The organism is Dorea longicatena (assembly GCF_024168045.1).
GTDB lineage: Bacteria > Bacillota > Clostridia > Lachnospirales > Lachnospiraceae > Dorea_A.
Map to the genome: position 1 here is coordinate 2,004,406 of NZ_CP100126.1, position 12,752 is coordinate 2,017,157.

12 protein-coding genes are annotated in these 12,752 nt (G+C 40.9%); 1 reads left to right on the plus strand and 11 read right to left on the minus strand.

What is annotated here, in order from left to right:
• Nucleotides 1–12: 12 nt before the first annotated feature.
• The 6 genes from NKF87_RS09495 to NKF87_RS09520 form a co-directional block, all read right to left on the minus strand.
• On the minus strand, nt 13–1,827 hold the full coding sequence (locus NKF87_RS09495) for an ABC transporter ATP-binding protein (RefSeq protein WP_161144366.1): 1,815 nt from the start codon (nt 1,825–1,827) through the stop codon (nt 13–15).
• A complete protein-coding gene (locus NKF87_RS09500; protein ID WP_117598603.1) occupies nt 1,814–4,060 on the minus strand; it encodes an ABC transporter ATP-binding protein in 2,247 nt (748 codons plus the stop codon). The genes NKF87_RS09495 and NKF87_RS09500 overlap by 14 nt, the downstream gene beginning before the upstream one ends.
• 80 nt (nt 4,061–4,140) lie before the next feature.
• Nucleotides 4,141–4,641 (minus strand): MarR family winged helix-turn-helix transcriptional regulator, encoded by a 501-nt coding sequence (locus NKF87_RS09505; protein ID WP_226851355.1) that lies wholly within the window; start codon nt 4,639–4,641, stop codon nt 4,141–4,143.
• A 241-nt stretch (nt 4,642–4,882) separates the two neighbouring features.
• Complete coding sequence (locus tag NKF87_RS09510) at nt 4,883–7,699, minus strand: EAL domain-containing protein (protein ID WP_253583486.1); 2,817 nt, start codon at nt 7,697–7,699, stop codon at nt 4,883–4,885.
• Between the two features lie 72 nt (nt 7,700–7,771).
• Nucleotides 7,772–8,218 (minus strand): D-aminoacyl-tRNA deacylase, encoded by a 447-nt coding sequence (gene dtd, locus NKF87_RS09515; protein ID WP_055284005.1) that lies wholly within the window; start codon nt 8,216–8,218, stop codon nt 7,772–7,774.
• A gap of 21 nt (nt 8,219–8,239) precedes the next feature.
• The gene (locus tag NKF87_RS09520) at nt 8,240–9,124 is read right to left on the minus strand and encodes a DMT family transporter (RefSeq protein ID WP_055284003.1); all 885 of its coding nucleotides are present in this window, start codon (nt 9,122–9,124) and stop codon (nt 8,240–8,242) included.
• 216 nt (nt 9,125–9,340) lie between these two features.
• Here NKF87_RS09520 and NKF87_RS09525 point away from each other — a divergent pair, with 216 nt between their 5' ends.
• Nucleotides 9,341–9,679: a hypothetical protein gene (locus NKF87_RS09525; RefSeq protein WP_028088332.1), complete on the plus strand. Its 339-nt coding sequence runs from the start codon at nt 9,341–9,343 to the stop codon at nt 9,677–9,679.
• 118 nt (nt 9,680–9,797) lie between these two features.
• Here the strand turns inward: NKF87_RS09525 and NKF87_RS09530 are convergent, their stop codons facing one another.
• The 5 genes from NKF87_RS09530 to NKF87_RS09550 all read right to left on the minus strand — a co-directional run bounded on the left by NKF87_RS09530 (nt 9,798) and on the right by NKF87_RS09550 (nt 12,640).
• The gene (locus NKF87_RS09530; RefSeq protein WP_049947160.1) at nt 9,798–10,115 is read right to left on the minus strand and encodes a DUF6465 family protein; all 318 of its coding nucleotides are present in this window, start codon (nt 10,113–10,115) and stop codon (nt 9,798–9,800) included.
• An 84-nt stretch (nt 10,116–10,199) separates the two neighbouring features.
• Entirely contained in the window at nt 10,200–10,976 is a 777-nt protein-coding gene (locus NKF87_RS09535) for a tRNA threonylcarbamoyladenosine dehydratase (protein WP_253583488.1), read from the minus strand.
• 74 nt (nt 10,977–11,050) lie between these two features.
• Nucleotides 11,051–11,533, minus strand: coding sequence for an HD domain-containing protein (locus NKF87_RS09540; RefSeq protein WP_117598605.1), 483 nt, complete (start codon nt 11,531–11,533; stop codon nt 11,051–11,053).
• Nucleotides 11,534–11,547: 14 nt separating this feature from the next.
• Entirely contained in the window at nt 11,548–12,051 is a 504-nt protein-coding gene (locus NKF87_RS09545) for an NUDIX hydrolase (protein WP_055283994.1), read from the minus strand.
• Nucleotides 12,052–12,115: 64 nt separating this feature from the next.
• Nucleotides 12,116–12,640, minus strand: a complete 525-nt coding sequence (locus NKF87_RS09550) for a hypothetical protein (RefSeq protein ID WP_055283992.1) — start codon at nt 12,638–12,640, stop codon at nt 12,116–12,118.
• Nucleotides 12,641–12,752 lie beyond the last annotated feature (112 nt).

Consider the following 12,752-nt stretch of genomic DNA (forward strand, 5'->3'; position numbering starts at 1 on the left):
ATGATCCTGTTTTTATGCACTTCTTTGAAACTGCGAATTATACAGTTCAGCATAGAATCCATTCTGTGCAAGAAGTTCTTCATGATTCCCCTGTTCTACGATATCTCCGTCTTTCATAACCAGAATCATATCTGCATCACGTATTGTTGACAATCTATGTGCGATCACAAAGCTGGTTCTTCCTTTCATCAACTGATCCATTGCCTTCTGGATCTGAATTTCGGTTCTTGTATCTACCGAACTTGTCGCCTCATCAAGGATCAGTATCTTAGGATCTGCAAGCATTGCTCTTGCAATTGTCAGAAGCTGCTTCTGTCCCTGTGACACATTACTTGCTTCTTCATTTAACTCCATCTGATAACCACCCGGAAGGGTCTGTATAAAACGGTGTGCACGTGCTGCCTTTGCAGCCTCCACTACCTCTTCATGCGTTGCATCCAGCCGTCCATAACGGATATTATCTTCGATACTTCCTTTGAACAGCCAGGTATCCTGTAATACCATTCCGAACATTTTTCTCAGATCATCGCGGTTAAAGTCACGGACATCATGCCCGTCCACCTTGATCGAACCACTTCCAACATCATAAAAACGCATCAGTAATTTAATGATCGTCGTCTTTCCTGCACCGGTAGGTCCTACAATCGCAACCTTCTGTCCCGGCTTTACATCCACACTGAAATCATTGATGATCGTGTGATCCGGATTATATCCGAAATGAACATGTTCGAAGCTTACGCTTCCTTCCATTTCATCAATACATGCCGGATGTTCCACTGTCTGGTCTTCTTCCGCCTCCTCAAGGAATTCGAAGACACGCTCAGATGCTGCAGCTGTGGACTGTAACATGTTTGCCACCTGCGCAACCTGCTGGATCGGCTGCGTAAAGCTTCTTACATACTGGATAAAAGACTGGATATCACCAACCTGGATTCTTCCTTTCATAGCAAGATAACCGCCCAGGATAACTTCTCCGACATAACCAAGATTTCCGACAAACTGCATGATTGGCATCATCATTCCGGAAAGAAACTGCGATTTCCATGCAGAAGTATATAAAATATCATTGTCCCGCTTGAATGTAGCGATTACATCCTCCTCTTTATTGAATGCTTTGATGATACTATGACCGCCATAGATTTCTTCTACCTGTCCGTTTACATGGCCCAGATACTCCTGCTGGCTCATGAAGTACTTCTGCGAACGTTTTACGATCATAGAAATCAGTCCCATTGAAACCGGAAGAATCAGAAGTGCTACCAATGTCATCAACGGACTGATACTGAGCATCATGATCAGCACACCTATGATCGTTGTCACCGATGTGATCACCTGCGTTGCACTCTGGTTCAGGCTCTGGCTTAAGGTATCTATATCATTTGTGATACGGGATAACACCTCTCCATGTGTCTGTTTATCAAAATAATTCATCGGCAGGCGATTGATTTTTTCTGAGATTTCTTTTCTCAGACGATAAGTCAGCTTCTGTGATACTCCTGTCATGATATACCCCTGTACGAATGAAAACACTGCACTTGTCAGATACAGGCATAACAGAGTCAGTACAATATGTGCGATCTTGTCAAAATCGATCCCAGCTCCGCCGGATACTTTTCTGACCAGACCTTTAAATATCTCGGTCGTTGCTTTTCCAAGTATCTTCGGTCCTACGATATTAAATATCGTACTTCCGATGGCAAATACAATCACAAAAAATATTCCAATCTTATATGCGCTCAAATATGCCATCAGCTTTTTCATCGTGCCTTTAAAATCTTTTGCCTTTTCATTGGACATTCTCGGTCCATGTCCTCTACCTCTTGGCATATGATTCCACCTCCTTAAGATCTTCTTCTAATTCTTTCTCTGATAATTGTGAAGATGCGATCTGATAATATGCTTCACAGTTCTTAAGCAGTTCTTTATGTGTACCTTTTCCGACGATCTGACCATCATCTAACACAATGATCTGATCTGCATGGAGAATCGTACTGATTCTCTGTGCGACGATCATAACCGTACTTTCTGATGTTTTCTCTTTCAGCTTTGCACGAAGTGTTGCATCTGTCTTATAATCCAGTGCTGAAAAACTGTCATCAAATATATATATATCTGGATGTTTTGCTATCGCTCTTGCAATCGAAAGTCTCTGTTTCTGACCTCCGGATACATTCGATCCTCCCTGGGAAATGGTACTCTTATACTTTTTCTTCTTTTGTTCAATAAATTCAGTTGCCTGTGCGATCGTTGCTGCCTCTGTCATCTCGGCTTCACTTCCATCCGGATTACCATATAAGATATTTGAAGCAATATCGCCTGAGAATAATACAGCTTTCTGCGGTACATATCCCAGTTTCTCCCGGAGTTCGTGTTGTGATACATTTCGGATATCTTTTCCGTCAATCGTAATCTTACCGTCTGTAACATCATAGAATCTCGGAATCAGATTCACCAGCGTAGACTTACCACACCCGGTACTTCCGATAAATGCCGTCGTCTTTCCAGGCTCTGCGGTAAAGGAAATGTCATGCAGGACATCTTCTTCTGCCCCCGGATAACGGAACGATACATGGTCGAATACAATCTTTCCTTTTCCTTCTTCCGGAATGTGTGACGGGTTCTTGGGATCATGGATCATAGTCTCACTTGTCAGTACTTCGTCTACACGGCCTGCAGATACAGCTGCTCTTGGCAGCATAACCGAGATCATACAGATCATTAAGAACGCCATGATAATCTGCATCGTATACTGGATAAATGCCATCATATCACCAACCTGCATTGCTCCATCATTGATGCTGTGACCACCCACCCATACAATCAGGACCGCAATACTGTTCATAACGAACATCATAAGCGGCATCATAAATGTCATTGCGCGGTTTACAAATAAGTTCGTCTTTGTCAGTGCTTTATTTGCATCATCAAAACGTTCTTCCTCGTACTTCTGTGTACCAAATGCACGGATAACCGAAAGTCCTGTCAGAATTTCACGGCTGACAAGATTCAGTTTGTCAACCTGATTCTGGATTAGCTTAAACTTCGGCATTACCACCAGGAATAAGAATCCTACGATAACTATAATAACAGCAACCGCAAGTCCGATGATCCACGACATGTCGACATTCGTATGAAAGACTTTCCAGATTCCTCCGATTGCCATAATCGGTGCATACAGAACCATCCGAAGGATCATAACAAGTAATAATTGGATCTGCTGAATGTCATTCGTGCTTCTTGTAATCAGTGATGCCGTAGAGAATTTATCAAATTCCGCATTGGAGAAACCAACCACTTTACGGAATACATTTTCACGAAGTCTGCGTCCGACACCGGCACCGACACGTGATGCCAGCAGTCCGACCAGTATACTTGCTGCCATTCCGAGGAATGCAAGTGCCAGCATCTTGGCTCCTGTATGTAAAATATAGGTAGTTTCGATCTGATCTGTATCAATTCCTATATGGGTGTAAGCGTCTTTAATGTACCCTGCTGCTGCCTGGGCAATAATTGAATCCTGCATGGAATCCATCTGCTGATCCATCTGTCCGATCAGCGCATTCCTGCCTTCAGCTCCCATAAACTCCAACATATCATAGATATCCATCTTATCAACATTCGGAATTCCAGACATCTGTGTCCGCATCTGCTCTTCGATTTTCTGTGTCATCTCACTGCCGGAATCAAATCCTGCTGCCATGAGCATTGGCTTTCCAAGAATCTCTGAAAGCCTGTCCACTTTCTTTTTATCTTCTTTCACAGAAGCTTTTAATTCCATTACAGTACCATTATAGTCGTATTTTTCCACCGACTCTGTATACGCGTTTTTTACAATTTTCTGTCTGTCCGACGGAACCAGCAGTAACAGATGGTTCAGATCTTTTTTGGAAATTGTATCAGGTAGAGCTTCATCAATGCCGCCCTGCTGGATACCTACATTCACAATATCCGATGTGTAAGTCGGCAAAGACAGATCACAATAAGCCTGGACAACCAGTATGCAGATAATCGCTGCCACAGCAGCTGCATATGGTTTCAGAAACTTAAATAATTTTCCCATTTTCTTATGTCTTTCCTTTCTGCATTCATATCTATATACAACGGATCTGTCCTATCCAGTTCCGTCTGTATATTCTATTACTAAAAACTCCCACGTGCCGATGGACATGTCTTTTCTATGATCGTATCCATATCCACACCTTTGAAATCCTTTGAGTTCAACAGATTGTTTTTCATTTCTGTCAGAAGGCGCTTCATCAGAAGTATCTCTTCTCTTGATATTCCCTGATAAACTATTTCTTCCATTTCACAAATTACTCTTTGAATTCCTTCTATACATTCTTCTCCTTTGGGCGCGAGATGAATTTTCACCACTCTTTGATCCTTTTCATCCTGTCTTCGTGTCACGTATCCTTTTTCTTCCATCTTCCGTAACGCAACAGTCATGGATGGTGGTGTAATGCCGACACGTTCTGCCAGTTGTTTCTGCGACTGTTCACCCCAATGTTTCAACGAAAACAAGACTCCCGCCTGACTTGGTTTCAAGTCCATTTTTTCCATACGCTTCATTGACTGATATTGCATAAATTTCATTAATTGAAATACGGAAAAAAATGTTGACGTTTCCATATCTTTTTCCAAATCCTCTACCTCCTTTTATTAATTAGAATTCTAACAATTATATTAGTCATTTCCACCAATATTGTCAATGTTTTTATATTTTTTTTATATTTTTATTGTTTGTTTTATATTTTATTTATTTAGAATACTAACTAATATACAGTCAAAAAAATCCCCGGAAGTCCACACTTTTGCGCAGATTTCCGGAGAGTTTTCACACTCACACAGCTTATATCTTCAAAATCTGATTCTGATCTGTCGTTTAATTTTCCCCAAGGTATTCCAAAAATTCGTCTTCCGGAAGCGGCTTGGAATAATAATATCCCTGTATACAATCACAATCGTTTTCCCTCAGGAATACAATCTGTTCTTCCGTCTCTGCTCCTTCTGCCACCAGCTGCATCCCCAGTTCATGAGCCATCGCAATGATAGATTTTAAGATGCTTCTCGACTTCGGATTTGTCTCAATCTGACGTACCAGACTCATATCGATCTTTAAAATATCAAAATTATAGTCCTGAAGTACACCATAAGAAGAATATCCGCTTCCAAAATCATCCAGCAGTGTCACCGCACCTTTTTTCTGCAATGATTCCAGGATATTATTGCGGTTCTGCTTCATCGCCTCAAACGATGTCTCTGTAATCTCAAATCTTGATTTGATTCCAAGCTTCTGAGACGACTCTACATTTTCCTCGATCCATTTCATCATCTTTTCATCATAAAAATCCATCCATGACAAATTGATTGATATCGGAATATTTTTCTTACCGTCTTCGCATCGCTTCCGCATGAATTCAAATACTTTTTTTGTCACATAAAAATCCAGTTCTGAGATATGACCACTCTCTTCTAATGCCGGAATAAATATGGCAGGTGATACGAATCCTCTCTTTGGATGCACCCAGCGGATCAGGGCTTCTGCAGACCGGATCTCTCCGGTCTTCGCATCTACAACCGGCTGATAATATACTTTAAACTGTTCCTGTGCCAGTCCGTTTCTGAGTTCTCCTGCAAGTTCCGCACGATCGATGTAATATGATTTCATCGATGCATCATAGATATTATATGGTTTTACATATTCATCTGTAATATATTTTTTTGCAAGCTTCGCACGGTCGATCATACCATTGATGCTCATTTCTTTATTTTCAACAAAGAAAATTCCGCAACCGCAGAAGATGTGCATCGTCTTTCCCTTCTTTGTGAAATTCCACTCGCAAAGTCCGGAAAGCGCATCAAAATCCAGATTCTTTTTCTCTACCAGACAGGTGAACTGATCAGCCTCCACTCTCGCCACTACACATGGCTTCAGGCTGGATGATCGCAGATTCTTATAAATTGTGCGCAGCACACTATCACCAGTATCAATTCCAAAAAGCTCATTTACTGCTTTGAAATTGCGGACGTTAAAGTACAACACTGCATAATCGGTCCTGTCGGCACAGTGCCGGAATATGTTTTCCGAATTATGGATGAATCCCCGTCTGTTGTACCCGCCGGTCAGCATATCTGTACCGGAAAGCTCTGTAATATCTTCTGTCACAGCCAGAATGATTCCCAGTTCTCTGAACAGATACATGAAATTAAACTCTTTCAGGCGTATCTCTCCATCCTCACTGATCTGATGGACTGTAAAGGAATAACAGCCATTTTGATTCAATTCCCTGCATATCTTTTCTATGTCTGTATTTTTCTTCAGATGCTCTTTTTCCTGCTCCGGAACCATCGTACCCAGGATCTCCCGGCAATACGTATTATAATCGATCTTCGTATGAAGATATCTGTATGCATTAAAATCTTCTGTCGATTCCATATTGATCAAATTTCTGCGAGCATCGATCAATGCAACCTTTTCAAAATTCTTCTGGTAAAGAAGCTGTGGGATTTTTTCTGCCAGATAACTTTCGGTTATGTCCTGAAAATAAAGCACCCCTTCAATGTCATCTGTCACAGAGTTCCGGATCATCTCTATCGTAATGCGGAACATACGAATCTTCTCATCCTGATCTCCCTGAGCAACTGTTTCGAGCGAAATAATTGTTCTCCCAGCTGCAAATTCTTTCAGTAGATTTTCCTGTACAAACAACTGGTTTGCTTTTACTCTGTCTTCACAGCCGATCGCATACATCGATATTCTTCTTACGTAATCGTCCAGATTTTCCTTTTCTCCCCTGATTCTGATATTCTTATTCTTCACTGCACAGGAGATACACATTCCCTTACTTACATTTACGGTCACCGTTCCCAGTGAATCCGTCGTCTTTCTCATGACTTCATCCAGCTGTTTCAGATAGTCATCATTAATATCCCTTACATATAGCATCACGATCTGATTATCATCTTCGTATTCCTCACTGCATATCATTGTAAGTGATACCCACTTGAATTCATCCTTCACTTTCCGCCGATAACGGATCATCTCTTTTCTGTTTCCTCCTGCGAACGCTTTTCTCAGACGTTTTATATTACAAAACTCAAGATATTCTTTTTTATCATCTTCATAAATGCAATCCATGTCCGCAAAGCCGCGTAGTCTCGCTGAAAAGGAGGTCAAACTGTCGAAATATTTTTTCTGATCATCAAATCCGTCTTTCAATATCAGATAACTGTCTGTTGTCAGGTTGACTTTCAATATTACATAATAGAAATCTGACAGCATTCCCAATGTATCCTGAAAATTCCCCATGGATTTATCATGCAGTGCAATCGTGTTATGCACTCTTCTCAAAACAACAGCCGCATCAAATGGACGTGAGAAATAATCGTTTACACCAAGCTTATATGCGCGTCCGATATTATCATCAGAGGAATCTGCCGAGATACTGATAACCGGTATACGATCCAGCCATAGTCTTTCTTTCATAACCTGCAGCACTTCATATCCATTCATTACAGGCATATTCATATCCAATAACAGCAGGGATAATTCCATATGGTGTTCTGACATAATATAAACCGCCTGCTGTCCGTCCTCTGCCTGTATCAGATCATATTCGTCCTCGAGCATACTCACCAGAATCTCACGGTTCATTTCTGAATCATCGACGATTAATATCTTCTTCCTCTGTTCTTCCATACGTTTTACCCCCCCCCCCCCCAAATATTTGTTCGTTTTTTTACTTCCCTCATCATAATCTATATTTTATCACTATAATCTGTCTGAATCCAGTACAATTGTAAATGGTCCGTCATTTACCAGGCTCACCTTCATATCCGCTCCAAACATTCCCCGTTCTACTACCGGTATCTGTTCTTTGCACTTACTGATAATATATTCGTAAAGTTCTTCTGCCATGTCCGGTTTCCCTGCTTCGACAAAACTTGGCCGGTTTCCCTTTTTGCAGTTCGCATATAAAGTAAACTGCGAGATCAGAAGGAGTTCCCCTCCCACCGCATCCAGTGAAAGATTCGTCTTTCCTTCTTCATCCTCAAAAATACGTAATCCAGTCATTTTCTTAACCATCTTATCAGCAATCTCTTTTGTATCTGAATCAGCCACACCTATCAGGACCATAAATCCTTTTCCTATCTGTCCGATTACTTTTCCATCCACTTTTACGCTGCTTTCTGTAACTCTCTGAATCACAAACCGCATTTTCTCTCCTCCTGTTACCCATTATTTTTTATCCGGAAGCTGTGCCAGTATAATTGCCAGAAACATCAGTATACACCCTAACGATTCTCTGAATGACAAACGTTCTCCAAGTATGATCCAGCCCGCAAGTACCGAAAAACAGGATTCCAGGCTTAAAATCAGCGATGCTACCGCCGGATTCACATTCTTCTGTCCAAGTATCTGCAATGTATATGCAACACCACAGGATAATACACCCGCATACAAAAGCGGCATCCATGCAGCCGCCACAGCTACAAGTCTTGGTGTCTCCAGCACAAACATAAATGGTAATGACAGAATTCCACTCACGAAAAACTGGATGCAGGACATCTTCACACCATCCACTTTCGGAGAGAAATGATCAATCACCAGAATATGCACAGAAAAAACAAGTGCACACAAAAATACCAGAATATCTCCCTTTCCAATAGAAAAAGACTCCGTAATACACAAAAAGTACAATCCGACAAGTGCCAGTAACACTGCCATCCATACCTTCCATTTGATTTTTTTATGAAGAAAAATTCCAAGAACCGGAACGATCACGATATAAAAAGCAGTAATAAATCCTGCTTTTCCCGCTGTGGTATACTGAATCCCAGCCTGTTGGAGACTGCCCGCTGTGAATAATAATACCCCGCATGCAATACCTCCTGTTATCAGATCTTTCCCTGATTTTTCTTTTTCCGAACAGTCCGTTTCAGTATCTTTATTCATTCTGTTCAAAAACCAGATACACGGTAAAAGTGCCACCGCTCCTATCAGACAGCGGATTCCATTAAAAGAAAAAGGTCCCAGATAATCCATTCCTACACTCTGGGCAACAAATGCTGTTCCCCATATAAATGCTGTCAGTAACAGCATGCCCCCATTTTTCAGTTTCATTCTACTTTCCACCTATACTACAAATTACATATATAATTTTCTTTTACCAAAATCTTATCATACTATAGTCTATAATACGACATATTTCGAGCATTTTCAAATTATATATTTTTTTCAGACAAATCTGACTTGACATTTCTGTCACTTCACCGGATACTAAAAACAGAAAAAGTAAGTCCTCTTAACCGGACTTCATCAATGCAAGGAGGTTCTGTCATGTTATCAGAGCGATTATTAAAGCTTCCAGGATTCCTTTATCAGATTGGAAGTAATTATTATTATCTTGGAAAATGGATCTGTAAAAAATGTACAGATCAGGATGCCACAGACTGTGTCACCATGTATCAGATGTGCCGGACCGGAGGTGAAGAACCTGAGACCCGCACTTATTTCCAGAAGATTCGCGCTTTCAGTGATTTTGCATTGGAAGTTCCTTATAATCCCGCAAAAATTGCGGATGATATGAACATGATCCTGGAAAGTCTTTCCGAAAAAGAAACTACCGGGCTTTTGGAACAGATTGCACATCTTGAAGAAGATGTAACAAAATACTAGATACAATTGGCATTAGACAGGTGTAACGACTTCCATTTCTGTCCAAAAAAGATACAGCAGTATAGAACAATTCTATACTGCTGTATCCATATACCGGACGTTCAATATAGTTATTACATTAAATTGCTACTTTTCCAGTTGTTTCTTCATTGATCACGTAATAAGCTGCTGCTTCTTCCGGTTTCAAATATACATTCAGCGTTTTGATCTCATCTACATTTTTCCCCAAAGTTTTCCATGCTTCGTGTACTTTCTGTGTAATCTCCTCTGTGCTGATTTCTTTTCCCATATACTGAAGATAAAAGCTTGTCTTTGCCTCTTTCTTCACATCTTCTGCTTCTTTCAATACGCCTGCTCTTGTCTCGATTGCCTTTGTTGTATCTTTTGCAGTTGTGATTGCTGCAGGTCTTGAATTGTTTCTTCTATTTTTTTTCATATTGATAACCTCCTCAATCTACAAATAGAACATTACGTTTTCTATTATATCGGATTTACAGAAAATGTCAAAAGATATCCCCCATTATTCCGTTCCCCGTCCATACTGATTGATGGTCAGGTCTTTTACCACTTCTCCGGCAAGGATCAGGCCTGCTACGGATGGAACGAATGCAATACTTCCCGGAATATCTCTTCTCTGGGTACATTTTCTTTCTGTCCCCGGTGGGCATACACAATGCTGTCTGCAGCTGATGCTCATATCTTCTAATGGACGTACCGGTTTTTCTTCCGAATATACAACTTTTAGTTTTTTTATCCCACGTGCTTTTAATTCCCTCCGCATAACTTTTGCAAGCGGACACATCTTTGTCTTATAGATATCTGCCACCTGAAATGCAGATGCGTCCAGTTTATTGCCGGCTCCCATACAACTGATAACAGGAACATCTGCGGCCTTCGCACGCATTATGATCTCAATCTTTGCAGTTACCGTATCTACCGCATCTACCACATAAGAATATTCTTCAAACGGAAATTCATGTGCATTCTCCGGAAGATAAAAACATTTTCTTATCTCTACATCTGCATCCGGGTTAATTTCCAGAATTCGGTCTTTCATCACATCTACTTTATACTTCCCTACGGTCTTTCTGGTCGCAATAATCTGACGGTTGATATTCGTCAGACACACTTTATCGTCATCCACCAGGACAAATGATCCTACTCCGCTTCTCGCAAGTGCTTCTACCACGTATCCGCCTACTCCGCCGATCCCAAAGACCGCTACCTTTGCATCTGCAAGTCTGTCCATATTGTCAGCCCCTAACAGAAGCTGTGTTCTGGAAAACTGATTTAACATATTTGTTCCTCCACTCATATTTCATAATATTCCCTATTATAATAGTAGGATATCTGACAAGTCAACCATATCTTTCATCTCTGCTGTTTCCTTTTTCTATGTATTCTTCCGGCCACAGTCTCTTTGGATGCACATATCTTATCGGCGAGGCATACCAGCCATGCCTCCTTACACATCGGAGGTACGACATTCAACGGAAACATATGACGTAATATGATATTCTCCTCCCGTATGGTCAGTTTAAAATCTTTCCTGGCATTCTGCAGCGCTCTGCCGGCATGGATAAATCCATGAAATCTGTGTCCTGCATTCTTTTCATGCCAGTCATATAGAAAATAATCATGCAGAAGCGCACCTCTGATCAGTTCTCTGCGGTTGACATTCCACGCCAAGCGATCCGCCAGTTCTACGCTTGTATATGCCACACTAATGCAATGCTTATATACCGAAATATCACTATGCTGCATGTATTTCTGCGTATACTTCATTCTTCCCTGCTCATCCAGTTCTTTTAATACATCTTTGATTTCCTTCAGGATTCTCTCTTCATCATTCATACAGCCTGCCTGTTTTATCCCTCGAAAACCTGTCGGATACTTTCATAGTGAAGAAATATCCCCTGATCCGCATATCTTTTGATTTCTTCGATATCTGCGATTGCAAATCCCGACACCTCTTCCTCCTGTGTCTTCACATCAGATTCATCAAAATCCAGAATAAATTTGTAGATATCCACAAAGTAATTGTTTTTTTCTTCCGGATTTACTCTCTTATATGAAAATGCATAGCCTCCTTCTGCTTCCGTCACATCGACTCCTGTCTCTTCCTTGATTTCCCGAATCACTGCATCCAACGAATCTTCCCCGGCACGTACTCCGCCTCCCGGCACTTCCCACCATCCGGCTGCCCATTCTTTATCCATTCTTCTTCTGGTAATCAGATATTTCCCATCCGGGCGCATCAGCACACCAAGAACAGTCAGGTGAAATTCTCCCGGTTTCATATTCCAGTCATTATGTTTCATTGTAGCTCCTGTACGCTCTTTATTTTCATCATAAATATCCCATAATTCCATACTCTTTATCTCCTTTTACATCAAAAGTGGAGAATCATTCTGACTGACTCCCCACTTTTTCTTCTTAATATTCCCCGTTTACAATCATCTTCTCAAATTCTTTCTTAATAAAATCGCACGTCGGTTTTGTCCACTGCGTTCCCTCCAGTCCCTTTTCGGATTTAATAAGCTGCAACGAGAACAACAATGCCTCCAAAATCTCTTTATGCTCCAGATTCTGAAGATTAGCGGCCACATAGTCTTTTGCTTCTTTTGGCTGTATTCCCGCCTTTTTACTCAACATCCTGCTGAACTGTTCAAATGTTATGATTTTCTTTCCATATTCCCAGAAATGATTCTCGTACTTTTTATATTTCTGTACATATTCCTGAATGATCTCCAATGATTCGGAATCCAGTGTGTATCCATATTTTTTAGCAATCGCTTCCAGTTCTTTCCACCACGAAACATCTACAGCAGAATAATCCATGCTGATTCGGAAACAGCCGCCTGTACTGTTGATTGCTTTTTGAAATTCATCTTCCCAGGTCGGACATACCAGCATCTTCTCGCCATTCACGATCCCACCCTGTATTATTTTTTCTTTCATCCTCATGTCCTCCTTACGGTAAAGCTTTCGTATCTTCAGATCAAATCAGTATGAATATTATACCATTATCTTGTTATGATTGCAAAGCCGATATTACAACCTTCGTCACACC

Coding starts and splice junctions, on each gene's coding strand:
- NKF87_RS09525 (WP_028088332.1), top strand. CDS start 9,341: ATGTTATCAGAGCGATTATTAAAGCTTCCAGGATTCCTTTATCAGATT.
- NKF87_RS09520 (WP_055284003.1), bottom strand. CDS start 9,124: ATGAAACTGAAAAATGGGGGCATGCTGTTACTGACAGCATTTATATGG.
- NKF87_RS09550 (WP_055283992.1), bottom strand. CDS start 12,640: ATGAAAGAAAAAATAATACAGGGTGGGATCGTGAATGGCGAGAAGATG.
- NKF87_RS09500 (WP_117598603.1), bottom strand. CDS start 4,060: ATGGGAAAATTATTTAAGTTTCTGAAACCATATGCAGCTGCTGTGGCA.
- NKF87_RS09495 (WP_161144366.1), bottom strand. CDS start 1,827: ATGCCAAGAGGTAGAGGACATGGACCGAGAATGTCCAATGAAAAGGCA.
- NKF87_RS09545 (WP_055283994.1), bottom strand. CDS start 12,051: ATGGAATTATGGGATATTTATGATGAAAATAAAGAGCGTACAGGAGCT.
- NKF87_RS09510 (WP_253583486.1), bottom strand. CDS start 7,699: ATGGAAGAACAGAGGAAGAAGATATTAATCGTCGATGATTCAGAAATG.
- NKF87_RS09535 (WP_253583488.1), bottom strand. CDS start 10,976: ATGTTAAATCAGTTTTCCAGAACACAGCTTCTGTTAGGGGCTGACAAT.
- NKF87_RS09530 (WP_049947160.1), bottom strand. CDS start 10,115: ATGAAAAAAAATAGAAGAAACAATTCAAGACCTGCAGCAATCACAACT.
- NKF87_RS09540 (WP_117598605.1), bottom strand. CDS start 11,533: ATGAATGATGAAGAGAGAATCCTGAAGGAAATCAAAGATGTATTAAAA.
- dtd (WP_055284005.1), bottom strand. CDS start 8,218: ATGCGGTTTGTGATTCAGAGAGTTACAGAAAGCAGCGTAAAAGTGGAT.